Annotated in this window: 23 protein-coding genes; 13 read left to right on the top strand and 10 right to left on the bottom strand. The window is 73.3% G+C overall.

Going from position 1 to position 23,245, the window contains the following annotated elements; genetic code table 11:
* Positions 1 to 20: 20 nt before the first annotated feature.
* From NITAL_RS11570 to NITAL_RS11545, 6 genes are all read left to right on the top strand, one after another.
* Positions 21 to 932, top strand: coding sequence for a D-isomer specific 2-hydroxyacid dehydrogenase family protein (locus tag NITAL_RS11570; RefSeq protein WP_052666358.1), 912 nt, complete (start codon positions 21 to 23; stop codon positions 930 to 932).
* Between the two features lie 30 nt (positions 933 to 962).
* Positions 963 to 1,799, top strand: a complete 837-nt coding sequence (locus NITAL_RS11565) for a TIGR03619 family F420-dependent LLM class oxidoreductase (protein WP_052666357.1) — start codon at positions 963 to 965, stop codon at positions 1,797 to 1,799.
* Positions 1,796 to 2,962: an alkaline phosphatase family protein gene (locus NITAL_RS11560; RefSeq protein ID WP_052666356.1), complete on the top strand. Its 1,167-nt coding sequence runs from the start codon at positions 1,796 to 1,798 to the stop codon at positions 2,960 to 2,962. The genes NITAL_RS11565 and NITAL_RS11560 overlap by 4 nt, the downstream gene beginning before the upstream one ends.
* Before the next feature lie 45 nt (positions 2,963 to 3,007).
* Positions 3,008 to 3,514 (top strand): YbaK/EbsC family protein, encoded by a 507-nt coding sequence (locus NITAL_RS11555; RefSeq protein WP_052666355.1) that lies wholly within the window; start codon positions 3,008 to 3,010, stop codon positions 3,512 to 3,514.
* Positions 3,515 to 3,610: 96 nt separating this feature from the next.
* Positions 3,611 to 4,024 carry a VOC family protein gene (locus NITAL_RS11550; protein ID WP_052666354.1) on the top strand — a complete coding sequence of 138 codons (414 nt, stop codon included), beginning with the start codon at positions 3,611 to 3,613 and terminating at the stop codon, positions 4,022 to 4,024.
* A gap of 35 nt (positions 4,025 to 4,059) precedes the next feature.
* Positions 4,060 to 4,608: a YdeI/OmpD-associated family protein gene (locus tag NITAL_RS11545; protein ID WP_052669618.1), complete on the top strand. Its 549-nt coding sequence runs from the start codon at positions 4,060 to 4,062 to the stop codon at positions 4,606 to 4,608.
* A 212-nt stretch (positions 4,609 to 4,820) separates the two neighbouring features.
* Here NITAL_RS11545 and NITAL_RS11540 read toward each other — a convergent pair whose 3' ends face one another.
* Both NITAL_RS11540 and NITAL_RS11535 read right to left on the bottom strand, forming a co-directional pair.
* Complete coding sequence (locus tag NITAL_RS11540; protein ID WP_052666353.1) at positions 4,821 to 6,272, bottom strand: hypothetical protein; 1,452 nt, start codon at positions 6,270 to 6,272, stop codon at positions 4,821 to 4,823.
* Positions 6,273 to 6,311: 39 nt separating this feature from the next.
* Complete coding sequence (locus NITAL_RS11535) at positions 6,312 to 7,811, bottom strand: serine hydrolase domain-containing protein (RefSeq protein ID WP_169786823.1); 1,500 nt, start codon at positions 7,809 to 7,811, stop codon at positions 6,312 to 6,314.
* Positions 7,812 to 7,911: 100 nt separating this feature from the next.
* Here NITAL_RS11535 and NITAL_RS11530 point away from each other — a divergent pair, with 100 nt between their 5' ends.
* Positions 7,912 to 8,526 carry a TetR/AcrR family transcriptional regulator gene (locus NITAL_RS11530; protein ID WP_052666351.1) on the top strand — a complete coding sequence of 205 codons (615 nt, stop codon included), beginning with the start codon at positions 7,912 to 7,914 and terminating at the stop codon, positions 8,524 to 8,526.
* Here NITAL_RS11530 and NITAL_RS11525 read toward each other — a convergent pair.
* From NITAL_RS11525 to NITAL_RS11500, 6 genes are all read right to left on the bottom strand, one after another.
* On the bottom strand, positions 8,518 to 9,099 hold the full coding sequence (locus NITAL_RS11525; RefSeq protein WP_052666350.1) for a hypothetical protein: 582 nt from the start codon (positions 9,097 to 9,099) through the stop codon (positions 8,518 to 8,520). The two genes, NITAL_RS11530 and NITAL_RS11525, sit on opposite strands and share 9 nt — an antisense overlap.
* A 152-nt stretch (positions 9,100 to 9,251) precedes the next feature.
* On the bottom strand, positions 9,252 to 10,034 hold the full coding sequence (locus NITAL_RS11520) for an SIR2 family NAD-dependent protein deacylase (RefSeq protein ID WP_211262355.1): 783 nt from the start codon (positions 10,032 to 10,034) through the stop codon (positions 9,252 to 9,254).
* Positions 10,031 to 10,660 (bottom strand): 3-isopropylmalate dehydratase small subunit, encoded by a 630-nt coding sequence (gene leuD / locus NITAL_RS11515; RefSeq protein ID WP_052666349.1) that lies wholly within the window; start codon positions 10,658 to 10,660, stop codon positions 10,031 to 10,033. The genes NITAL_RS11520 and leuD overlap by 4 nt, the downstream gene beginning before the upstream one ends.
* A 34-nt stretch (positions 10,661 to 10,694) precedes the next feature.
* Complete coding sequence (gene leuC / locus NITAL_RS11510) at positions 10,695 to 12,119, bottom strand: 3-isopropylmalate dehydratase large subunit (RefSeq protein WP_052666348.1); 1,425 nt, start codon at positions 12,117 to 12,119, stop codon at positions 10,695 to 10,697.
* Positions 12,120 to 12,212: 93 nt separating this feature from the next.
* Positions 12,213 to 12,401: a tautomerase family protein gene (locus tag NITAL_RS11505; RefSeq protein ID WP_052666347.1), complete on the bottom strand. Its 189-nt coding sequence runs from the start codon at positions 12,399 to 12,401 to the stop codon at positions 12,213 to 12,215.
* A gap of 55 nt (positions 12,402 to 12,456) precedes the next feature.
* Positions 12,457 to 14,136 carry a 2-isopropylmalate synthase gene (locus tag NITAL_RS11500; RefSeq protein WP_052666346.1) on the bottom strand — a complete coding sequence of 560 codons (1,680 nt, stop codon included), beginning with the start codon at positions 14,134 to 14,136 and terminating at the stop codon, positions 12,457 to 12,459.
* A gap of 444 nt (positions 14,137 to 14,580) precedes the next feature.
* Here NITAL_RS11500 and NITAL_RS11495 point away from each other — a divergent pair, with 444 nt between their 5' ends.
* Together NITAL_RS11495 and NITAL_RS11490 are read left to right on the top strand one after the other, a co-directional pair.
* Positions 14,581 to 15,933 carry a YndJ family transporter gene (locus tag NITAL_RS11495; protein WP_052666345.1) on the top strand — a complete coding sequence of 451 codons (1,353 nt, stop codon included), beginning with the start codon at positions 14,581 to 14,583 and terminating at the stop codon, positions 15,931 to 15,933.
* On the top strand, positions 15,930 to 16,574 hold the full coding sequence (locus tag NITAL_RS11490) for a TetR/AcrR family transcriptional regulator (protein WP_052666344.1): 645 nt from the start codon (positions 15,930 to 15,932) through the stop codon (positions 16,572 to 16,574). The genes NITAL_RS11495 and NITAL_RS11490 overlap by 4 nt, the downstream gene beginning before the upstream one ends.
* A 262-nt stretch (positions 16,575 to 16,836) precedes the next feature.
* On the opposite strand, the gene NITAL_RS11485 is transcribed toward NITAL_RS11490, so the two are convergent.
* The gene (locus NITAL_RS11485; protein WP_052666343.1) at positions 16,837 to 17,787 is read right to left on the bottom strand and encodes a DMT family transporter; all 951 of its coding nucleotides are present in this window, start codon (positions 17,785 to 17,787) and stop codon (positions 16,837 to 16,839) included.
* A gap of 187 nt (positions 17,788 to 17,974) precedes the next feature.
* Here NITAL_RS11485 and NITAL_RS11480 point away from each other — a divergent pair, with 187 nt between their 5' ends.
* Both NITAL_RS11480 and menC read left to right on the top strand, forming a co-directional pair.
* Positions 17,975 to 18,925, top strand: coding sequence for a hypothetical protein (locus NITAL_RS11480; RefSeq protein WP_052666342.1), 951 nt, complete (start codon positions 17,975 to 17,977; stop codon positions 18,923 to 18,925).
* A gap of 23 nt (positions 18,926 to 18,948) precedes the next feature.
* On the top strand, positions 18,949 to 20,070 hold the full coding sequence (gene menC, locus NITAL_RS11475) for an o-succinylbenzoate synthase (RefSeq protein ID WP_052669616.1): 1,122 nt from the start codon (positions 18,949 to 18,951) through the stop codon (positions 20,068 to 20,070).
* A gap of 3 nt (positions 20,071 to 20,073) precedes the next feature.
* On the opposite strand, the gene NITAL_RS11470 is transcribed toward menC, so the two are convergent.
* The gene (locus tag NITAL_RS11470; protein WP_211262353.1) at positions 20,074 to 21,111 is read right to left on the bottom strand and encodes an iron-containing redox enzyme family protein; all 1,038 of its coding nucleotides are present in this window, start codon (positions 21,109 to 21,111) and stop codon (positions 20,074 to 20,076) included.
* 461 nt (positions 21,112 to 21,572) lie between these two features.
* On the opposite strand from NITAL_RS11470, the gene lgt reads away from it, so the two are divergent.
* Together lgt and NITAL_RS11460 are read left to right on the top strand one after the other, a co-directional pair.
* Complete coding sequence (gene lgt / locus NITAL_RS11465; protein WP_052666341.1) at positions 21,573 to 22,613, top strand: prolipoprotein diacylglyceryl transferase; 1,041 nt, start codon at positions 21,573 to 21,575, stop codon at positions 22,611 to 22,613.
* 1 nt (position 22,614) lies between these two features.
* Positions 22,615 to 23,244: a TetR/AcrR family transcriptional regulator gene (locus NITAL_RS11460; RefSeq protein ID WP_052666340.1), complete on the top strand. Its 630-nt coding sequence runs from the start codon at positions 22,615 to 22,617 to the stop codon at positions 23,242 to 23,244.
* The last annotated feature ends 1 nt before the right edge of the window (position 23,245 follow it).

The raw sequence follows: 23,245 nt of genomic DNA, 5'->3' as shown, positions 1-23,245 counted from the left end.
ACGGCGAACGGGACCCGGTGATGCGACCCCGTTGCGTCGTCCTGCCTACTGGACGCGCACCCGCACTCGAGGAGGCCGTCGGCCGCGGAGGCGGTGACCTCGTCGACGTGGGCGAGGCCGACGCCCTCGTCTGGGTCGACCCGGACGACCCCGAGGGCCTGCGGTCCGTCCTGGACGCCAACCCGCACGTCTGCTGGGTCCAGCTGCCCTGGGCGGGCATCGAGCCGTACCGCGACGTGCTCGACGACGACCGCCGCTGGACGTGCGGCAAGGGCGTCTACGCCGAACCGGTCGCCGAGCACGTCCTCGCGCTCACCCTCGGGCTGCTGCGCAGTGTCGGCCACTACTCCCGGCAGCAGTCGTGGACCGGCCCCCGGGGCCGGAACCTCCTCGGTGCTCGCGTGACCATCCTCGGCGGTGGCGAGATCACCCGCACGCTGGTGCGGCTGCTGCTGCCGTTCGGCTGCTACCTGACGGTGGTCCGCCGCCACGCCGATCCGATCGACGGCGTGGCCGAGGTCCTCGCCAGCGACCGGCTCCACGAGGCCCTCCCGACCACGGACGTGCTCGTCCTCGCCCTGGCGCTGACGCCCGAGACCGAGCACATCGTGGACGCCGCCGCCATCGCGGCACTGCCCGACCACGCGGTCGTGGTCAACGTCGCCCGCGGTCGCCACATCGACACCGACGCCCTGACCACCGCCCTGCAGGAGGGTCGGCTGGGTGGTGCCGGCCTCGACGTGACCGACCCCGAACCGCTGCCCGACGACCACCCGCTGTGGACGGCGCACAACGTCGTGATCACCCCCCACGTCGGCAACACCCCCGAGATGGGACGCGTCCTCCTCGCCGCCCGCGTCGCCGAGAACGTCGCACGGTTCGGACGCGGCGACCCGCTGCTCGGACCCGTCGACGTCGACCTCGGCTACTAGCCTCCCGTCCCCGACGGACGTGGAGGAACAGTGGAGCTCGGTATCACGGTGTTCGCCACGGACGTGTCGTGGCCGATCGACGACCTGGCCCGCGCGGTCGAGGAGCGCGGGTTCGCCTCGCTGGCGGTGCCCGAGCACACGCACATGCCGGTGGCCCACAGCGACCACCCCGCCGGGCAGGGCCTGCCCGAGGAGTACAAGCGCACCCTCGACCCGGTGGTCGCCCTGACGACGGCGGCTGCCGCGACCGAGGACCTGCGCCTGCTGTTCGGGGTGAGCCTGGTCGCCCAGCACGACCCGATCGTGCTCGCCAAGGCCGTGGCGTCGCTCGACCACGTGTCGCAGGGCCGGGTCGAGTTCGGCGTCGGATACGGCTGGAACCACCCCGAGCTCGAGCACCACGGGGTTGCCTGGACCGAGCGCCGCGAGGTGGTCCGCGACCGCGTGCGGGCGCTGCGGGCTCTGTGGTCCGAGGACGTGGCCGAGGTCGACCTGCCACACGCGACGATCGCACCCTCGTGGTCGTGGCCGAAGCCGGTCCAGCGCCCGGGACCGAAGGTGCTGCTCGGTGCGGCCCTCGGACCACGGACCCTGGCCGACCTCGTGGCCGACTTCGACGGTTGGCTGCCGATCGGGCGGGCCGCCGCCCTCGATGGCATGGACCGTCTGCGGACCGCCTGGAGCGAGGCCGGGCGCGAGGGCGACCCGGTGATCCACGTCCTCGGCGCCGCCCCCGGCGAGGACAAGGTGCGCGAGCTCGCGGCCGCAGGCGTCGACCGCATCACGTTCTGGTTGCCGTCGGCGCCCCGCACCGAAGCGCTGCCCGTCCTCGACGCCTACGCCGAGATGCTGGCGGCCGCAGCGTGACCGGCCACGGACCGCTCCCGGAGGCCCCGCGGTACGGCACCGCGTCGGTCGCGGAGCTGTTGCCGGATGCGCTGGCGGCGCTGACCGGTGACGCACCGCAACTGCTGCCTCTGTCGGAGCAGGTCCGCAACGTGGTGCTGCTCGTGGTCGACGGGATGGGACGCCGCAACCTCGACGACCACCTCGACCTGGCGCCGACGTTGGCCGCGGCGCGCGGCATCGTCGTGGATGCGCCGTTCCCGTCCACCACGGCCACGAGCCTGACATGCATCGGGACCGGGATGACGCCCGGCCAGCACGGGATCACCGGGTACTCCCTGGCCGTCCCCGGCGACGACCGACCGCTCATCACGCTGACCTGGACCTGGGAGAAGCAGTTCGGGGGGATCGACGCGCGCGACGACCTCCCGCCCGAGGAGCTCCAACCCGCACCGACCGTCTTCGAGCGTGCTCGGGCGGCGGGCGTCCGGCCGGTGACGGTCCTGCGGCCCGAGTTCCACGCGTCGGGTCTGACCCGGGCCGGTCTCCGCGGCGGCGACCTGGCAGCCGCCAGCGACCTCGACGCGACCCTGGATGCCGCCCTCGCGGCCACCGCCGCCGACGACACCCCCACGCTGGTGTACGGCCACCACGGCGACCTCGACGCCATCGGCCACCTCGCGGGGCCGGACAGCGAGAACTGGTGCACCGAGCTCGCGAGGATCGACGGGGTGCTCGCCGGCGTGGCCGAGCGGTTGCCGGCCGACACCGCGCTGGTCGTCACGGCCGACCACGGGATGGTCGCCGTCCCCGAGGAGGGGATGATCGAGCTGGCGGACCGTCCCGACCTGCTGGCAGGCGTCCGTGTCCTGACCGGTGACGGGCGTGCACGCCAGCTGCACGTGACCGACGGAGCCCAGGGCGACGTGCTGGCCACCTGGCGCGAGCACGTCGGGGACCGCGGCGTGGTCGTCACCCGCGACCGGGCCATCGCCGCGGGCTGGTTCGGGCCGGTGGAGCGCGACCGCGTACGAGCCACGATCGGCGATGTCATCGCGGTGGCCGACGCGCCGGTCGCCTGGGTCCACCGCGACGTGGACCTGTTCGGTGGGCGGCTGCCCGGCCTGCACGCGGGGCTCACGCGCCGCGAGATCGAGGTGCCGGCGCTCGTGCTGACCGGCTGACCGGCCCCGTACGCTCCGCGGCCGCAGCCGACCTGGAGCCATCACGTGGCGGAGCCGACCCCGCAGGACAGCACCGAGGAGGCGGTCCTCGAGGCCGTCGCCGCGACCGGACAGCCGTACGAGGTCGTCGAGATCGACCCGGAGCTGGCCGACACCGCCGCCTTCTGCGCGCACTACGGGTACCCCGAGGACGCGTCGGGCAACTGCATCCTCGTGGCGTCCCGCGACGAGCCACCGGTCGTGGCGGCCGCGGTGGTCCTGGCGACCACCAAGCTCGACGTGAACAAGCGGGTCCGCAAGCTGCTCGGGGTCCGCAAACTCTCGTTCGCACCGGCCGACCTCACCCGCGAGGTCACCGGCATGGAGATCGGCGGAGTCACGCCCTTCGCGCTGCCCGTGGACCTGCCGCTGTACCTCGACGCGCGCATCGCGGAGCTCGACCGGGTGATCGTCGGAGGCGGGAGCCGCCGGCTGAAGCTGCTCGTCGCCCCGGCCGCGCTCGTGGCGGTCGGCGGCGAGTACATCGAGGACCTCGCCCTCCCCCTCGCCTGACGACGGTCCAGCCTGCGGACACCCGCTGTCCGCGGCCCGTGCGACGGTAGGGCCGTCGACGGAGGTGCCGTCGGCACCCACGGGACAGGACGAGCGATGCTGCGAGGACTCACAACCGTCAGCTACTGGACGGACGACGTGGCCGCCGCGACGGCGTGGTACGCCGAGCTGCTCGGCATCGAGCCCTACTTCGTGCGCCCCGAGGCGCCGGCGCCCCCCGCCTACGTGGAGTTCCGCGTCGGCGACCACCAGCACGAGCTCGGTCTGATCGACCGGCAGTACGCCCCGGCGGGCGCCGGCGAGGTGACCGGTGGCGTCGTGGCGTACTGGCACGTCGACGACGTGACGGCCGCGTTCGAGCGGCTGCAGGTGATGGGCGCGAAGGAGCACGAACCCGTCACCGAGCGGGGCGAGGGCTTCATCACGGCGTCGGTGATCGACCCGTTCGGGAACGTCCTCGGGGTGATGGAGAACCCCCACTACCTGGCGATGCTCGAAGTGCGAGCGTGAACATCGCACCGGGCGACGACGAGGACGTCCTGTCGATGGAGGACGGCGCGGCGTTCGAGGCCTGGCTCGAGGCCAACCACGACCAGCGCACGAGCATCTGGCTGCGCGTCGCCAAGAAGGCGTCGGGCATCCCGTCGATCACGACGGCCGAAGCGCTCGACGTGGCGCTCTGCTTCGGCTGGATCGACGGCCAGCGCCGGGCCCTCGATCGGACCCACTTCCTGCAGCGCTACTCACCTCGCCGCCCGCGCGGTACCTGGTCGCAGGTCAACGTCGCGAAGGTCGAGGCGCTGACGGCCGCGGGGCGCATGCGGCCGGCGGGCCTCGCCGAGGTCGCCGCCGCACAGGCCGACGGGCGGTGGGACGCGGCCTACGCGTCGCAACGGACCGCCACGATGCCCGAGGACCTCGCCGCTGCGCTCGCGGCCGACGAGGCTGCGGCCACGTTCTTCGAGACGCTCGGGCGCACCGACCGGTACGCGGTGTACCTGCGGCTGATGACGGCACGCAGCCCCGAGGACCGCGCGGCGCGCCTGACGGCCGCGGTCACCGACCTGGCGGCAAGTCACAAGGTCGCGTTCTGAGCGTGCCCGCGCGGCGGGTCAGAACGGGAAGGGGTCCGGCTCGCGCGCCGTGAGCGACGTCGGTCCCTCGTCCCGGCCAGAGTGAGACGGCCCGGGACCGTCGGGTCCGGGCGCCGCGGGGCCAGGTGGTCGTCGCCGCCCCGGCGGACCCTGCCCCGGGCGATCCCAGTGGCTGTCGGCGGGCCGCCAGGTGGCGGGCACGGTGGTGGTGGTCAGGCCGCTTCGCGGGTGGTGCCAGGTGCGGGCACCCGCGGCGCCCTGGGTGACGCGCCACCCCGCGGCTTCCTTGACGCGGTTCGTGGACGGACAGAGCAGGCCGAGGTTGTCGAGGTCGGTGGTCCCTGGCTGTCCGTCGGGACGGGTCGGCCACCACGGGGCCGCGTGGTCGATCTGGGCCCCGCGTGCAGGGCGGTCACAGCCCGGGCCGGTGCAGGTGTCGTGCACCGCGGCCAGCACGTCGCGCAGCCACCCGGGCGGCTGCCGGGTCGACCGGCCGACCCCGAGCACGGCCCCGTCATCGTCGACCACCACCGCACGAAGCCAGGCGCCGCGGCCGTCGAGCAGGCGACGCGCGGCAGCGGAGGTGAGCCGTAGCCGGCCCCCACCAGCGTGGTGAGCAGGTCGGCAGGGACCCGATCGTCCAGCAGGGTGGCGAACGGCAGGCGCAGCAGCACGGTGGGTGGCGCGAGCCGATCCCACCACGGCACGTCGGCGGACCCGGGCGCGACTACGGCCCGGGATGCGGCTGCCGCGCCGTCCGAGCCGGCCTGGTCCGGGTCGGCAGCCGGCGCCTGGTCGGAGGCCAGGCGGGCCAGGAGGGTGTCGGCCCGTGCCGCGCCGTACCCGTCCGGGTGATCCTCGAGGGCTGCGGGAGGGGTGCTGGCAGCCTCCAGCAACGCGAGGCCGGCGGCATCGAACGCACCGTGGAACCGGCCCCCGGTACCGTCCAGGAAGGGTTCGATCGTGAGGTAACGACCCGCGGTCGCGTCCCGCTCCCGCTCGGCCAGATCGTCCGGGGCGAGCTCGTCGACCGCGTCCCCGAGCTGGCGCACCAGCACGTCCGGATCCGGGTGCTCCAACCGCTCCAGCTCGTCGAGCAGCGATCCGAGGAAGGCGTCCAGCTCGTCGTCGATCGCGGTGGGTGCGCTGCGCAGCGCCAGCGCGACGCCGCGCAGCTGCGGGAAGCTGAGCCGACCGGTCCTGACGGCCCGATCGAGGGTGGGCAGGCGGTGCAGCAGCCGACACGTACGCACCAGGAGCCGACGGTCCATCCGGGTCTGTGCGGCGACCGCGGCGAGCCAGTGGTCGATCCCGACCCCGGTCACCCGTTCGACCTCGTCGCTGGCGAGCAGATCGGCGAGCTCGGCCACCGCGGCGAGCATCGCCTCGTCAGCGACCTCGAGCCGCCGCAGCACCGACGCCAACCTCGGGACCTCGGCCAGCACCGGCAGGCCGAACGGGGCGCCATCCCTCGCCGTGGCCACGGTGTGGCAGGAAGGGCTCGGATCAGGGCTGCCCGTGACGTGGTCGGCGTCGTCCGCGGCGTAGTCGCCGTGCCGCTCGGCCGCGACCGACGACCAGACCCCGCCCCACCGCCGCGGCCGCGACACCGCTCGGTGCACGCGTGGACCGGCGATGACAGCGGAACGGGACGAGAAGCTCATGCCCAACATCCGACACAACGGGTGTGACACGGCCCTCCGCTATCCACAGCGGTCGGCGCGAGCCGACAGCGCGTGTGTCGCGACCACGGTCCGGATCACGCCCCACGCGAGCGCGAGCCACGCGGCCACCGTCAGCCCCCACCCGACGTCCGGGTAGAACAGGCGCGCCGCCGGGAGCGGGGCGAGGGCCAGGACGAGCGCGGCCGCCCCGACCCACGCGATACCGGGGGCCACGACCCGCCGTCGCCACCGAGCCGCCGGCGTCCCACCTCGCCGCTCGCGTCGCCACCGGGGCAGCGTGCGGCGCAGGTGGTGGGCTGCGGTCACGGGCACGAGCAGCATCAGCCCCCAGGACACGATCGGGGCCACGATCGACAGCAGGAAGCTGCGGTCGGTGGGCTCCGGTTCGAGGCCGAGCAGCAGCCGGGTGAGGCCGAGGCTGAGGTCGTACTGACCGGTGTGGCCCGCGGCGATGAACGCGCTGGCGTTGGTGAGCACCACGACGCCGAGATCGGCGTCGGGTACGAGGACCAGGTGCGCCGTCACGTCACCGAGCGAGCCAGCGTGGCTGACGACCTGATGCCCCCCGAGCTCGTCGACGAACCACCCGAGCCCGTGGGCGGTCTCCAGCGGCACGTCCCAGCCGGTCGGGACCACCGGGCGCCCGGCGACCTCGGCCGCGACGGCCGCGACCCCGGGCCCGGGTTCCTCGGCGAGGTGGGCCAGAGCGAACCGCGCCATGTCACGGGCGGTCGAGCCGACGTAGCCCATCGCCACCCCCGCCGGATCGAACGGGAGGTCGACAGCGCGCCACCGTCCGAACCACAGCTGGTGACCCGTGACCGTCACCGCAGCACGCGCGTCGTCCTCCGTGGCGAACGACGCGTCCATGCCGAGCGGGGTGAACACCCGCCGATCGAGCTGCTCGGCGAAGGTCTCGCCGGTCACGTCCTCGACGACCGCGGCCAGCAGGACCGGTCCGGCGTTGCTGTACTCGAAGGCGCCGCCGGGCGGCCGGGCGAGCCGGTGCCGGAGCAGCTCGGCGACCCTGCGCTGGAGCGCGTCCGGGCCCCGCTCGACGGGGACGGTCCCCGCCAGCCCGACGGCCATGGACAACCCACCGGTGTGGGACAACAGCTGCCGGACGGTGACCTGCTCGAAGCCGTCCGGGTACCGGTCGACCCCGTGCTCGAGGTGTGGCAGGACCGGGTCGTCGAGGCCCAACGCACCCTCGGCGACCAGCTGCAGCACCACCGTCGCGGTGAAGGTCTTGCTCACCGAGCCGATGAGGAACGGTGTGTCCGGGGTGACGGGACGACCACCGCGATCAGCGACGCCGTACCCGGCGAGGTGCACGGCCCGGCCGTCGCGGACCACGGCGACGACCGCGCCGGGGATGTCGTGCGCGGCGAGCCGCTCGGTGACCCAAGCGTCCACCTCCGTGAGGGTCGCGGGCTGCGCGGCGGCCGGGCCGGCCGCGACCCCGCTGCCGAGCAGGCCGACCGCAAGGGCCCGGGTCAGCCCGGACCACCGCCTCACCCACCGCACCCCACCGCTCCCGCCGACGTAAAGGACGTTACGTAGCGTACGTTACGTAACGTCCTTTCTCAACCGCCGGGGCGGCACTACCCTCACCGGCATGCCCGATCCCGACGCCCCGCTCGAACGCGGGGATGGGCGCGCGCGCATCCTGGAGGCCGCCGCCGAGGTCTTCGCCGAGCGCGGCTACGACGGTGCACGGGTGCAGGAGATCGCCCGCCGGGCCGGGATGACCACGGGCGCGATCTACGCGCACTTCGCCGGGCGGCACGACCTGCTCCTGGCGGCGACCGACCTGCACGCGCGCACCGACGCACAGCAGCAGCTCGACGCGCTGGGCGACGTCCCGGCGATCGCGATCCTCGCCGCGATCGCGCCGCAGCTGGCCACCGACCCGCAGCTCGGCATGCGGCCGATGGCGCTCGAGGCGCTGGTGGCCGGCCGCCGCGACGGTGCGCTGGGCGCGATCATGCGGACGAAGGTCGAGAGCTCCAACGCCGAGCTCGTCGGGCTCGTGACCCGCGGGCAGCGGGAGGGATCGATCGCCGGCGACCTCGACCCGGGGACCGTCGCGAAGTTCCTGAACGCCCTGCTGGTCGGGGTGGCCGCGCTCGCGCCCGTGTGGGAGGAGGACCTCGACGAGGACGCCTGGTCGACCCTCGTCGGGCGCGTGCTCGCGGCCCTCGGACCGATCGAGCCGCCCTCCTCAGCCTGAGACGACCTGCTGGGGACGGCCCGCGGAGGCCGCCAGCACCGTGCCGGCGAGCCAGCCAGCGGCGAAGGTCAGGACCAGCAGCGCCGTGCCGGCTCCCCAGGACGGCTTGTAGACCATCAGCGCCACGAGACCGACGCCGACGCCGACGAGCGAGTGCACGGGGCCCCACAGCATCGGGGAGGCCGCCTGCGACCGCAGCTCGGTGGTCACGGGGGCGTCCCCGGCCTCGTCACCGGCCTCGGCGAGCCGGCGCAGGCGGGCGCCGCCGATCATCGGACCGACCGGCGCGAGCAGGAGCAACCCGACGACCCCGAGGGTGATGAACGGGTTGGAGAACCCGCCGGCGTCCCCGCCCCAGACCGCGCCGGCGAGGTGGCCCCCCGTCATCAGAGACAGGAGGGCCGAGAACGCGATGAGCACCCCGGCGCTTCGGGTGAAACGGGCCCAGCTCGCGAGGTCTCGGCCGGTGGTGGCACCGCGGACCCGGACGCCGGCGAGGACCTGGACGATGCCGCCACCGACCATGCCGATGGCCGCGAGGACGTGGAGGAACAGGGAGGTGGTGTCGATCACCGGTGGGAGCTCCTGGGAGGCGCTGCGGGAGGTGGTGCGGGGTGGGATAGCGGGAGGAGTGCACGCTGATGATGCCTGGCCACCCCCCGGGAGGAGTGCACGCTGATGATGCCTGGCCACCCCCTCGGTGCGCGAACCGGCGCAGCCGGCGGTCAGCGGCCGGTGACGGCGGCGGCCAGGGCGGGCAGGAGCTCATCGGTGCGGCCGTGCAGGCGGACGTCGGCGAGGTCGTCCTGCTCGGTCGCACCGTCGTTGACGATGACGATGCGCGCGCCGTTGCGGGCGGCGATGGCCGGCATCGCCGCCACCGGGTAGACGCTGAGCGTGGTCCCCGCCGCGATCAGGACCTCGGCGTCGAGTGCCGCCTGTTCGGCCCGCTCGAGCGTGGCGGGATCGAGCATCTGGCCGAACGAGATGGTGGCGCTCTTGAGGATCCCGCCGCAGCCGGTGCAGCGCGGGTCGGCCTCACCGGCCAGGACCCGGTCGAGGACCACGTCGGCCGGCCAGCGATCGTCGCAGGTCAGGCAGGTGACCTCGGCGCTGGTGCCGTGGACCTCGACGACGCGGTCCGGGTCCGATCCGGCCCGCTGGTGGAGGCCATCGACGTTCTGGGTCACCACGACCTGCAGGTGGCCCGCTCGTTCGAGCGCGGCGAGGGCCAGGTGCGCCGGGTTCGGCTGGAGTGCGGACACCCGTGTCTCGCACCGCCACCGCCACGCGTCCCGACGGACCGCCTCGTCGGCGACGTAGCTCTGGATGGTGGCCATGCGCACCGCGTCCGGGTCACGGGTCCACAGGCCCTGCGGCCCACGGAAGTCGGGGATACCCGACGCGGTCGACACGCCGGCACCGGTCAGCGCGACCACGTGCGACGCGTCACGGATCCACCCCGCGACGCGCTGCAGCGCCGCCTCGGTGCCAGCAGCGTCGGTCACCGAGCGGGGACCTTCGGGCGCCACGCCTCGCGACCCGCCTCGTACTCGGCGATCGCGTCCGCGTGCTGCAGGGTCATCCCGATGTCGTCGAGGCCGTTGAGGAGGCAGTACCGGGTGTGCGGGTGGATGTCGAAGGGCACGTCCACGCCCGCCAGTTCACCGACCGCCTCGGCCGTCACGCGCTGTGCCTCGAGGTCGACGGTCACCTGCACCGAGGGGTCCGCGGCGATCAGGTCGAACAGCTGCTGCACGACCTGCTCGTCGAGCTGGACGGCCACGACGCCGATCTTGCCGCAGTTGTTGCGGAAGATGTCGGCGAAGCTCGGGGCGATGATGGCCTTGAAGCCGGCGTCCTCGAGCGCCCACGGGGCGTGCTCGCGCGACGACCCGCACCCGAAGTTGCGCCCCGCGACCATGATGGGCGCACCCGCGTGCTCGGGCATGTTCATCTGGAACGCGGGGTTCGGCGACCCGTCGTCGAGGTAGCGCCACTCGGCGAAGGCGAACGGCCCGAAACCGGTGCGTTCGACCCGCTTGAGGTACTGCTTGGGGATGATCTGGTCGGTGTCGACGTCGTTGGCGTCGATCGGACAGGCGCGGCCGGTGACGACCGAGACGGGCTCCATCAGGTGACCTCCAGGGGTCGATCGGGTCGGACGGTCAGCCGGCGACCAGCGTCCGCACGTCGGTCAGGCGACCGGTGAGCGCTGCGGCGGCTGCCATCGCCGGCGAGACCAGGTGGGTGCGGCCCTTGAAGCCCTGGCGCCCTTCGAAGTTGCGGTTGGACGTCGATGCGCACCGTTCCTCGGGAGCGAGCTGGTCGGGGTTCATCCCGAGGCACATCGAGCACCCGGGGGCCCGCCAGTCGAACCCGGCCTCGATCAGGACGTCGGCGATGCCCTCGGCCTCGGCGGCCTCCTTCACCAGGCCCGAGCCCGGCACCACCATGACCTCGACGCCATCGGCCTTGCGCTTGCCCTTGACGATCTCGGCGACGGCTCGCAGGTCCTCGATGCGGCCGTTGGTGCACGAGCCGATGAAGACCTTGTCGACGGTCAGGTCGGCGATCCGCTCGCCGCCTTGCAGGCCCATGTAGTCCAGCGACCGCCTGTACTGCCGTGCGGTGCCCTCGTCGGGAGCATCCTCGACCCGCGGGACGGTGCCGGTGACGGGCACCGACTGCGCCGGGGTCGTGCCCCAGGTGACGGTGGGGACCACGTCGGCGGCCTGGATGGTCACGGTCCGGTCGAAGGTCGCGCCCTCGTCGGTGACCAGCGACCGCCAGTCCTCGACCGCCGCGTCCCAGTCGGCGCCCTTCGGCGCGTAGGGTCGGTCCTTCAGGTAGGCGAAGGTGGTCTCGTCGGGGGCGATGAGCCCGGCGCGTGCGCCGCCCTCGATCGACATGTTGCACACCGTCATCCGCGCCTCCATCGAGAGGTCACGGATGGCCTGACCGCGGTACTCGATGACCTGGCCGACCCCGCCGTCGACGCCGATCACGCCGAGGATGTGCAGGATCAGGTCCTTGGCCGTGGTCCCGGCCGGCAGCGCACCCTCGACCTCGATCGCCAGGGTCTTCGGCCGGGCCTGCGGCAGGGTCTGGGTCGCCAGCACGTGCTCGACCTCGGAGGTCCCGATCCCGAAGGCCAGCGCCCCGAACGCGCCGTGGGTCGCGGTGTGGGAGTCACCGCAGACGATGACCGAGCCCGGCTGGGTGATGCCGAGCTCCGGACCGATGATGTGCACGATGCCCTGGTTGCGGCTGCCCATCTCGAACAGCTTGATGCCGAACTCGGCGGCGTTGTCGCGCATCGCGTCCATCTGCGCGACCGACAGCTCGTCGGCCATAGGCAGCTCGCCCGACACCTGGCGGGGGTCGGTCGGGACGTTGTGATCCATCGTCGCGAGCGTGAGGTCGGGACGACGCACGGCCCGTCCCGCGGCGCGCAGCCCCGAGAACGCCTGCGGCGAGGTCACCTCGTGGACGAGGTGCAGGTCGACGTAGAGCAGGTCCGGTTCGTCGCCGCCGGAGCGGACGACGTGCCGGTCCCAGATCTTCTCGACGATGGTCTTGGGCGTCGACATCGGGTGGGGATCCTCCGGGGAGCGAGCGGAGCAGCGGTCGGACGGCGGGGTGGTGCAGCGCGCAGCAGCGATCGCGACGCGTCGGGCGGTGGCTCAGTCCCAGCGGGAGCTGGTGCCGGCCTGGACCCGCCGGTAGTCGACCTCCTCGGACCGGTTCAGCTCGACGGTGACGTCGTCCGATCCGGTCGAGTCGGCGTACGAGGCGGCGACGTCGGCCACGAGTGCCGCTTCCTCCTCGGGGGTGTGGTCCGGTGGGACGTTCAAGCGGATGACGGGTTTCACGGTCTCGCTCCAGATCGTCGGTGTCGTGGTGAGGTCCGGCGCGGCACCACCCCGGTCAGGGGCGGAACTCCGGGCCGCGGTGCACGAGGCGGCGCGAGCGGTTCAGGGCGTCGAGGTAGGCCCTCGCGCTCGCGTCGACGATGTCGGTGGACACCCCGCGCCCGGTGAAGCGCTGGCCGTCCTCGACCTCGACGGTGACCGTCACCTCACCGAGGGCGTCGATACCCCCGGTGACGGCAGCCACCTGGAAGGAGACGAGGGCCACCTCGTCCCGGCCGACCGCGCGGCGGATCGCGCCGCATGCCGCGTCGACCATCCCGTCGCCGGTCTCCTCGGCGGTCACGACGTCACCGGCCTGCTTGTCCAGGTCGCTGGCGACGTCGGTACCGACGAGCCGGACGGCGACGACCGCACGGGGCGGCGCGTCGGTCCGGCTCGAGACCTCGAGCGAGACGAGCTCGTAGTCGTCATCGTCGGTGACGTGGGTCTCGGCGATGACGATGGCGCGCACGTCCTCGGAGCTGACCTCACCCTTCTTGTCGGCCAGCTCCTTGAAACGGACGAACGCGGACTGCTTCTCCTCCGGCTCGAGGTCGAACCCGAGGGTGTCGACCGCCGCGAAGAACGCGTGGCGGCCGGAGTGCTTGCCGAGGACGATCTGGGCGCCCTTGGCCCCGACCTGCTCGGCGTCCATGATCTCGTAGGTCAGCCGGTCGGCCAGCACGCCGTGCTGGTGGATACCGGACTCGTGCGCGAAGGCGTTCTGCCCGACGACGGCCTTGTTCTTCTGCACGCCGTACCCGGTGAGGCTGGAGACCAGCCGCGAGGTGCGGGTCAGCTCCGGGGTGTGCAGCCCGTGGTCGACCCCGAGCAGGTCCGCCCGGGTGCGGATGGCCATCACGACCTCCTCGAGCGAGCAGTTGCCAGCGCGCTCACCGATGCCGTTGACGGCCACTTCGATCTGGCGGGCGCCGTTGCGGACGGCCTCCAGGGAGTTGGCGACCGCGAGCCCGAGGTCGTTGTGGCAGTGGACGCTGATGACCACACCCTTGGCGTGGATGTCGGGGATGCGACGGTGGAGGTCGGCGATCCAGGTCCCGAAGTCGTGCGGCAGGGCGTACCCCACGGTGTCGGGGATGTTGACCGTCGTCGCACCGGCCTCCACGGCGGCCGCGACGATGTCGATGAGGAACTCGAAGTCGGTGCGGGTCGCGTCCTGCGGGCTGAACTCCACGTCCTCGGTGAAGGTCTTGGCCAGGGCCACCGCGTCCATCGTCTGCTTCAGGATCTCGTCCTCGGACGCCTGCAGCATGTACTTGCGGTGGATGTCGGAGGTCGACAGGAAGGTGTGGATGCGGTGGCGCTTGGCCGGCGCGAGCGACTTGGCGGCCGCTTCGATGTCGCCGGGCATCGCGCGGGCGAGCGCCGCGATGACCGGCGGTTCACGCCGGTCGGTCTCGCCCTCGGAGCCACCCGGGCCCTTCGCGGCGCGCGGTGCGTTGCCGATGGTCTCGGCCACGGCCTTGACCGCGTCGAAGTCACCGGTCGATGCGGCGGAGAAGCCGGCCTCGATCACGTCGACCTGGAGGCGGGCGAGCTGTTCGGCGATCTCGACCTTCTCGCGCGCATCGAGCGAGATGCCGGGCGACTGTTCCCCGTCGCGGAGGGTGGTGTCGAAGATCGTGACGTCACGGCCGAAGCGGGTGACGTGGTCCACGTCGGTGGGCTGTCCCATGTGCGCTGTCCCTGTGCTGCCGCGCTACGAGGCGGCGGTCCTGTGCGTCCTTCCTGGTGATCCTCCGCGTCGCCGTCGTGTGGGGGGACGGCGCCGCGGCATCAAAGAAGGACGACGAGGAGGAACAGGCCGATCAGGACCTGAAGGGCGTGCAGCTGACCGCGACCGGCATCGAGCCGGTCGAGAACGGGGCTGCTGACGTCACGCATGCGGCGAGTGTGGCCCCCGCCCGTCGCCGAGCGCAACCGGGCCCGCGCGCTGCGCGTGCGCGCCGCACCTCGAGGTCCGGTCGCCGCACGCGCACTCGACCTGCTGTTCGACCGGGCCCGGCTGGTACGACCGCAGGCGCGGGACCGGGCATGGACGCAGCCCCCCGACGTTCGGTAGTGTCGAACTCAACGATCGTTTAGAACGGTCGTTCATCGTCGACCGGAGGTCGTCCCCATGGCCAGTGAGGTGACGCTCACGGCGTTGCACGACGGGCGGAGGACGCCTCGGCTGGAGCGCACCGTCGACGAACCCGACCTCGCCACCTTTGCGTGGCACCGGGCCACCGGGGCGGCCGTCGCGGTGCTGGTCTCGGCCGCGGGCGGGCTGCTGCTCGCGCCACCCGCAGCGCCCGGCGACCTCGCCGGCCCGATCCTCACCGGGACCATCGCCGCCGCGGTGGTCTACGGCGTCGGACCGCTCCTCGCGCTCGTCGAGCGGCGCAGGCTCCGCGACGAACAGGTGACCCCCGCCCGGCTGCGCCGGTTCTGGCTCCTCGCGACGCTCGCCATCGCCTGCCTCCCGGCGGCGACCATCGACGGGATCGTCATCACGATCGTCGCGGGGCCGATCGCCCTGGTCGCGGCCTGGATCGGGGTGATCGCGGGGCTCCGGCTCCCCCGGACCATCGGTCGACCGCTGGCGGTCTCGGTCCCCGCCTCCTTCGTCGCGGCGTACGCGGTGGGGTACGGCGTGACGCTCGTCGGCGTCGTCCTGGGGGTGGGCGTGTGCGTGGTCGCTCCGGCGGCCGTTCGCCTGGTGCCCGGGTCACCCCGCTCCGGCGGTCCGGTGGCCTTCGCCTGCGGCGTTCCCGCCGCTGTCGCCCTGGTGCTCGACCCGCACCCGGCGATCGGCGTGCCGCTGGTGGTGCCCTGGGTGGCCGCCTCCGTCGTCATCGTGCTCGTCGTGGCCGGGCGATGGTGGCGCGGTGGACGGGCCGGCCACGGTGCGGTCCTCGTCGTGGCCTGCGGGTACCTCGCCTTCGGCGCCCTGTGGTTGCTGGCCGACCGTGCCGCCTTCGAGCCTGCCGGGTTCGGGCCACCGTTCGTGCGGTTGACCGCGGTGCACTTCACCTACGCCGGCTTCGTCACGACCGTGCTCGCCGCCTGCGCGTGGGCACGTCAGCCGGACGACCGGGTCGCCTCGGTGGCCGTGATCACGATCGTCGTGGCGCCGCCGATCATCGCCGTCGGGTTCCTGACCGTCGGCGCGCTCCAGATCGTCGGTGCGGTGCTCCTGACCGTGGGCACGTACGCCCTCGCGTGGGTGACCCTGCGACACGTCGTCCCCACCGTGCCGCGCTCCGCAGCCTGGTTGCTCGGTCTGTCCTCGGTCAGCGTGCTCGTCCCGATGCTGCTCGCGGTCCAGTGGGCGGTCGGCACCAACCTCGGCACGCCCGCGTTGTCGATCCCGCACATGGCTGCGACGCACGGGGTGGCCAACGCGGTGGGCTTCGCGTTGCTCGGTGTGCTCGGCTGGCGCCTCGTACCGCGGGAGCGCCCTGCGGCCGGCGACGGTGGAGATGGGTGACGGGCGAGTCTGGTGGCACCAAGCAGCGGCTGCGTGACGCGGCCATCGCCACCGTGCGTGAACGTGGGATCGCGGGGGTCTCGGCCCGGACCGTGGCCGCCGAGGCCGGCGTCAACCAGGCGGTCATCTACTACCACTTCGGGTCGCTGCACGAGCTGCTGAGCGACGCGACCACCCACGCCACGGCCGCCCGCATCGCCAGCTACCGCGAGCGCTTCGCGGCGATCGCCAGCGTCGACGAGCTGGTCGACGTCGCCCGGGCGCTGCACGCCGAGGAACGCGAGCTCGGCAACGTGCAGGTGCTCGCCCAGATGCTGGCGGGCGCCCAGACCGACGCGCACCTGGCGCCGGCCACGGCAGCAGCCATCCAGCTGTGGGTCGACGAGGTCGAGGCCACCTTGCACCGGCTGCTCGACGACACGCTGCTCGGCCCGCTGGTCGACGTGCCGTCGCTCGCTCGCGCGGTGTCGGCGGCGTTCGTCGGCGTCGAGCTCATCGACGGGCTCGCCGACGAGGACGCGCTCCCGACCCTCGACGCGCTCGAGCAGCTCGCCGGCCTGGTCCAGGTCGTGCTCGACCTCGGGCCGGTGGCGAGCGCTGCCCTCCGCCGACGCGTCCGGCGCACCACCCGGGGACGCTGACCGTCACGTTCGGCCCGTCCGCTCGTTGCCAACCACGACGACGTCGACGAGCAGGAACCTGCCCATGTGTGCGGTCTGTGCGAGCTTCGTCCCGGTGGCCGGCAGCACCGTCCACGGGCTGCTCGCCCTCGGCGCGGTGGCCGGCGGTGCAGCGGTCGGGTCCCTCGCGGGGTTCACCCGCCGGCCGGTCGCGCAGGCCGCCGAGGTGGAGGACCTGGCGGAGCGGGACGAGGCGGCGACGCCGACTGGGGAGAGCCCCGGCTCAGCGGGGCAGCTCGGTCACGTGCTCGGGGACCGACACCGATCGCTGGCGTTGCGCGAGCCAGATCCCGAAGATCGTCAGAGCCGTGCCGGCGACGACGACCAGCGTGATCGGCTCCCTGAGCACCAGCGCCCCTGCGAGCAACGCCACGACCGGGATGAGGTAGGTCACCATCACCGTGTTGGTCGCGCCGACGGAGGCGATGAGGGTGTAGAAGGCCCGGAACGCCAGGCCGGTGCCGAACACCCCGAGCGCCAGGAGCGAGCCCCAGATCGCGGGCGTGATGTCGGCGACGACGGGGAGCGGGGCGGCGACGGCGGCGACCGGGATGGACATGGCGGCCGCCATCAGGACCTGACCGGTCGCGATCGCCAGCGGCGGGTGGGTCCCGGAGACGCGCTGCTTGGCGTACACCGAGCCGGCGCCGTAGCAGACGGTCGCGAGCCCCACGGTGACAGCGGCGAGGGCCGTCCCCGGCGAACCGACGCTGGACGAGACCGCCAACGCCGTCCCGCTGAGGGCGATGACGAGGCCCACCGCGCGCCGGATCGACGCCGCTTCGAGGCCGACCAGGATCGCGATGATCAGCGTCGAGCTCGGCGCCAGCGCGTTGACGACGGCCACCAGTCCGGACGGCAGGTACTGCGTCGCCCAGGCCATCAGGCCCCACGGCAAGGCGTTGCCGAGGGCGGCCAGGATGGTCAGATCGATCCAGATGCGCCGCCCCCGTGGCAGCCGTGCACCGCGTACCCGGAGGATCACCACGAGGATGAGGCCACCGACCGCGCAGCGCGCCGCGACGATCCACAGCGGGGCGACGACGTCGACCGCGACCTTGATGAACAGGAACGACAGGCCCCACATCACCGCGAGGGAGGCGAGGACGGCCACGTCCCTCGGCGCGAAGGTCGAGGTCACCGCGCCGCGGCGTTCGGTCGTGGTCTCGGTCACGGGGCGCTCGAGGGGGAGGCGGAAGGCACGGGGAGGTGAGGCGGTCGGCGCGAACGGGCGAGGGTAACTCGACATCGAGACACCTCCGGGTCCAACCCGGGTCCACCCCCGGGTCCACCGGCGAGGGGCGGGCTCGGCGCGCCGTCGTCGGCACTACGGTCGTCCTCCCCGGCCAGGGATGCACGCCGTGCCACGACCCGACCCACCACCCGACCCACCACCCGCCGCCGGCGGCGCCGACGTGGCGCTCCGTGCCGCCACGATCGTCGCCGCCGACGCTGCCCAGCGGGCCGACGTCCGCATCACCGACGTGCACGGGATCGCGGCGTTCACTGCCGTCTCCGCCCTGTTCGACACGGTCTGGGGGCGCCCGGGTGAGGCCGGCGCCGTGCTTCCACCCGAGGCGCTCGCCGCGATCGCGCACGCTGGCGGCCAGGTGAGCGCCGCCCACCGGGACGACCAGTTGATCGGCGCCACGGCGGCGTTCCTCGGCCGCACCCCCGACGGCACCCCCTTCCTGCACAGCCACGTGACCGGCGTCATCGACGACGCGACCAGGGGCGGCGTCGGCGCCGCGCTCAAGTGGCACCAGCGCGCCTGGTGCATCGCCCGCGGTATCGACGAGGTCCGGTGGACCTTCGACCCGCTGGTGCGCCGCAACGTCGCCTTCAACCTGGTCCGGCTCGGAGCACAGGTCGGCGGCTACCTCGAGGACGCCTACGGCCGGATGCCGGACGCGCGCAACGCGGGGATGCCCACCGATCGGCTGGTCGCACGCTGGGTGCTCCACTCGCCGCGCGTGGCTGGCGCCGCCGCGGGACGGACCGCCTCGCCCGACGTCGATGCGCTGCGCCGCAGCGGGGCGGCCGTTGTCCTCGACGCGCTGGAGGACGGCTCCCCGCACGTGACGGTGACCGACGTGCCACGCCGCCTCGTCCGCATCCCCGAGGACATCGAGCAGCTCCGCGTCACCGATCCCGACCTCGCCCTGGCGTGGGCGGTGGCGGTCCGCGCCACCGTCGGCCGTGCGCTGGCCGACGGTGCCCGGGTGAGCGGCGCGACCCGCGACGGCTGGCTCGTGCTCGCCGCAGGTGAGCGGGTGGCCGAGCTGACGGACCGACGGGGAGCAGACCAGTGACGTCACGACCGGACCTGCCGCCCGTGGCCATCGACGCCGTCGGGATCACGCGCATCGCCCTCCCGCTCGTGCGTCCCTTCCGGACCTCGTTCGGGACCCAGACGGTGCGCGACGTGCTGCTCGTGTGGGTCCGCGACGCCGACGGCACCCCGGGCTGGGGCGAGTGTGCGACGACGTCGGCGCCGCTCTACGACCCGGACTTCACCGACGCCGCTTCGCTCGTCCTGCACGACCACCTCGTCCCGGCCCTGCTGGCGGGCGGGACCACCGTCACCGGGCCGCAGGTTGCAGCTCGTCTCGCCCGGTTCCGGGGCCACCACGCCCCCAAGGCCGCCCTCGAGGCCGCGGTGTGGGACCTGCAGCTGCGGCGGGCCGACCGGTGCCTCGCCGACCACCTCGGCGTCACCCGCACCCACGTCCCGACGGGGGTGTCGGTCGGCATCCCCGAAGGTGGCGTCGACGAACTCGTCGAACAGGTCGGCGGCTACCTCGACGAGGGCTACCTCCGGGTGAAGGTCAAGATCGAGCCCGGGTTCGACCTGGCGCCGGTCCGTGCCCTGTGCGACACCTTCGGGGCCGACCTACGGCTGCAGGTCGACGCCAACGCCGCCTACTCGCCCGAGGACCCCGAGCACCTCGGTGTCCTCGCCGACCTCGACGAGTGCGGCCTCGTCCAGATCGAGCAACCGTTCGGGGCCGACCGCCTACGCGCCCACGCCGACCTCGCGGACCGCTCGCACACGCCGATCTGCCTCGACGAGTCGATCACGGACCGGTGGCGTGCCGTCGACGCGGTCGCGACGGGCGCGTGCGACATCGTCAACATCAAGGTGGGGCGGGTCGGGGGCCTGACCGAAGCGCTCGCCATCCACGACCGTTGCCTCGCCGACGGCACCCCGGTGTGGTGCGGCGGGATGCTCGAGACCGGGGTGGGCCGCGGTGTCAACGTGGCGCTGGCCGGCCTGCCCGGGTTCGTCCTCCCCGGGGACACCTCGGCGTCGTCGCGCTACTTCACCGAGGATCTCACCGAACCGTTCGAACTCGAGGACGGTCACGTGGCCGTGCGGCGCGAGGCCGGCGCGTCGCCGCTGCCCGATCCCGACCGCCTCGCCGCGTGGACCACGGCGACCCGACGCGTCGGCTGACCATCACACCGAGGGGACCCGGGGGTCGTCGGCAGGGACGTGCACGCCCGACCGACCCGGTGGCGGGTCGACCGCCCTGAACGGCCCCCGCAGGGAACTCTCGCCGCGGCCCCACGCGCCGAGCACCAGCTCGGTGAACCGGCCCTCGAGGGCACACAGCGCCAGCGCGCCGAAGACCACGTCCTGCAGGCGCCGAGGCTCCTGTTCGACCAGTCCCCCAGCGAGGTCACGTGCAGCGATGCTCTGGTGGGTCGCGTCCGCCACCACGTGGGTGTCGTAGAACAGGCACGTCCAGGGATCGAGGTCGAGGCGCCGCAGCGCGGCCCCGTACCGCGCCATGGTCGTGACCGACGACATCTCGAACACCGCGAGGTGACCGACGAGGGCACCGAGCCACCGCCGGTGCAGCCCGAACATCGACACCAGGTTCACGGTCGCCAGGGTGACGCCCGGCAGCAGGTCGAGGTAGTGGTTGGGCTCCGCGCGCAGCCCGAGACGCTCCAGGGTGAGGGCGTACAGCTCGGCGTGGACGTCCTCGTCGACCCCGTCGCCGTACTCGTCGGCCTGGATGTCGACCAACGCGGCCTTCGGCCGGCCGCCGAGGCGCGGGATGGCCCAGGAGTGGGGGTCGGCCTCCTTGAGCTGCCACGCCGTTCGGTGGATCGCCTGCTCGCGCAGGTGGAGCAGCGTCCCGTCGGTCTCGCACCAGCGTGACACCGACGCGTCGTCCGCGTCACCGCCTGGCGGCGCTTCGAGGTCGTCCGAGCACAGCTCCTGGAGGAAGGCGACGACGTCGTCGACGTCGGGGAGCGGACCGACCGCCTCCTCCAGCGCCCGGGTGAACCGGTCCTCGAGCTCGGCGCGCAGCCGCAGCAGATCGGGGTCCCACTCCCAGCGCTCGTCCACCCCCTCGACCCCGCGGTAGGTCAGCTCGTAGATCAGGTACAGCGCCAGGTGGGTGTCGTCGCCCTCGAGCGGGTCGTCCTGCGGCGTCGGCCACGCAGGGAGGGGGTGCGGAGGCGTGGCGAAGTGCTCGAGCACGAAGCTGCTGACCGGGCCGCGCGCCGGCGGGCGCGGGCAGGGCAGGTGACGACCCGGTGCCCGGACCGGCCTCGGGGCGGCCCCGCCGTCCGGCGTCGAGGCGACCGGCGGCGAGGTCGCACCAGGCCGACGTCCTTCGGGTAGCGAGGTGACCATCGTGTCCTCCGCGTCGCCGGCCCCGGACGGGCGAGCTGCACGGCCGCCGGGAGCGACCGCACCGAAGCTACGTCTCGGCCTGCCCGCTCGGATGGCGTCGGAGCTGCCGGACGACCGGGGTGTCCAGCTCGGTGCGGCGTGCAGCGGGGGCCGTCCGGACGTCCCTGGTCGGCCGCTCGCGTGCCGGGGGCGATGACCGGTCCTCAGCCGTGACCTGCGCGCGAGGTACCGTGCGGCCGCTGCGGAACGCTCGTGCGAGCCGCTCCCGACCACCCGCGGCGTCACGCCGCCGAACGAGGACGACCGTGCTCCCGCTCGTCGCGCAGATCCCCCCACCCCCGCTCGACCGGATCCCGGGCATCCCCCTCGACGTGCGGATGTACGGCATCTTGATCGCCATCGGCGCCTACCTCGCGCTGCGGCTCGCGGTGCGGCGCTACGAGGACTTCGGTGGGCAGCCCGAGGTGGCGGAACGGGTCGCGCTGTGGATCCTCGCAGCGGCGTTCCTCGGGGCCCGTATCGGGTACGTGATCCCACGCTTCCTCGACAACCCGTCCGGGACGCCGTTCATCGAGGACCCGCTCGCGATCCTGGCGATCTGGGAGGGTGGTCTGGCGTTCTTCGGCGGCCTGTTCGCCGGGGCGTTGGTCGGGTTCCTGCTGATCCGTCGCTGGAACGGGGACGTCCCGGCGTTCGCCGACGCGGTCGCGCCGGCGCTCCCGCTCGCGCAGGCGATCGGGCGGTGGGGCAACTACTTCAACCAGGAGCTGTACGGGCGGCCGACCGACCTGCCGTGGGCCCTGGAGGTCGAGCCGGCCTTCCGCCGGCCGGGCTTCGAGTCCGAGGCCACCTTCCACCCCACCTTCCTGTACGAGTCCCTCGGGAACCTGGTCCTGGTGGCCGTGCTGCTCACCCTCGGGCGCACCGGTCGCCTGCGCCGGGGGGCCCTGATGTGGTGCTACGTGATCGGCTACGGCGTGTTGCGGGCCGTCGTGGAGTCCCTGCGGGTCGACACCGACGCCCGCTACCCGGCCGGGGCCGACTGGGGCCTGTCGCGCAACAACTGGATCGCGATCGCCATCGTGATCGTCGGGCTGGCCGGCCTGACCTGGTGGCAGCGCCGCCGTGCCGCCGAGGACACCACCGGTGACGCGACGACCGAGGACGCGCCCGAGGACGCGCCCGAAGACGCGCCCGAGGAGGCGCCCGAGGAGGCGACGGGGCCGGCCGCGTCGAACCCCTCGGACGACGATGAGAACGAGGACGACGAGCTGCTCGCGGTCGCCGACGGTGCGACCGCCGAGTTCGCGCCGGACGATGACGAGGCCGACGAGCTGAGGGGCTGACGTGACGACGAACCGCCCGCGCAACCGACGCGATGAGCAGCGCGAACGCACGCGACAGGAGCTGATCGACGCTGCGGCGGTCGTCTTCGCCAAGCACGGGTTCCACGGCGCATCCGTGGACCAGGTGGCCGAAGCGGCCGGGTACACCAAGGGCGCGGTGTACTCGAACTTCCGCTCCAAGGAGCAGCTGTTCCTCGAGCTGCTCGACCGCCAGCTCGACCGGTCCGTCGAGCTGCTCGAACGGGTCGTCGACGAGGTGGCCCCCGAGGACCGCGCGGCAGCGTTCGCGGCCCAGGCCGCGACCCTGCCGATCCTGGAGGGTGAGTGGTTCCTCCTGGAGGCCGAGTTCCTCCTCTACGCCGCCCGGAACGAGGACCCGAGCGTCCGCGAACGGGTCGCCGCCCGCCAGCAGCGCACCCGGGCCCGGATCACCGACCTGGTCCAGCGCCACCTCGACGATCTGGGGGTGGGCTCGTCCGTGGTGGCAGAAGACCTGGCGCGGCTGCTCATGGCGACCGCCGACGGACTGACCCAGGCGGCGCTGGTCGACGAGAGCGCCCGCGACGGGGGCCGGGTGTTCGCCACCCTCATCGAGCTGCTGCTGGGCAACCTCGACGAGGGACGCACCTGAC

It is taken from the genome of Nitriliruptor alkaliphilus DSM 45188 (genome assembly GCF_000969705.1).
Lineage (GTDB): Bacteria > Actinomycetota > Nitriliruptoria > Nitriliruptorales > Nitriliruptoraceae > Nitriliruptor > Nitriliruptor alkaliphilus.
Note: the sequence above shows the minus strand (reverse complement) of the source record. Positions and strands in the feature narration are given on the sequence as shown.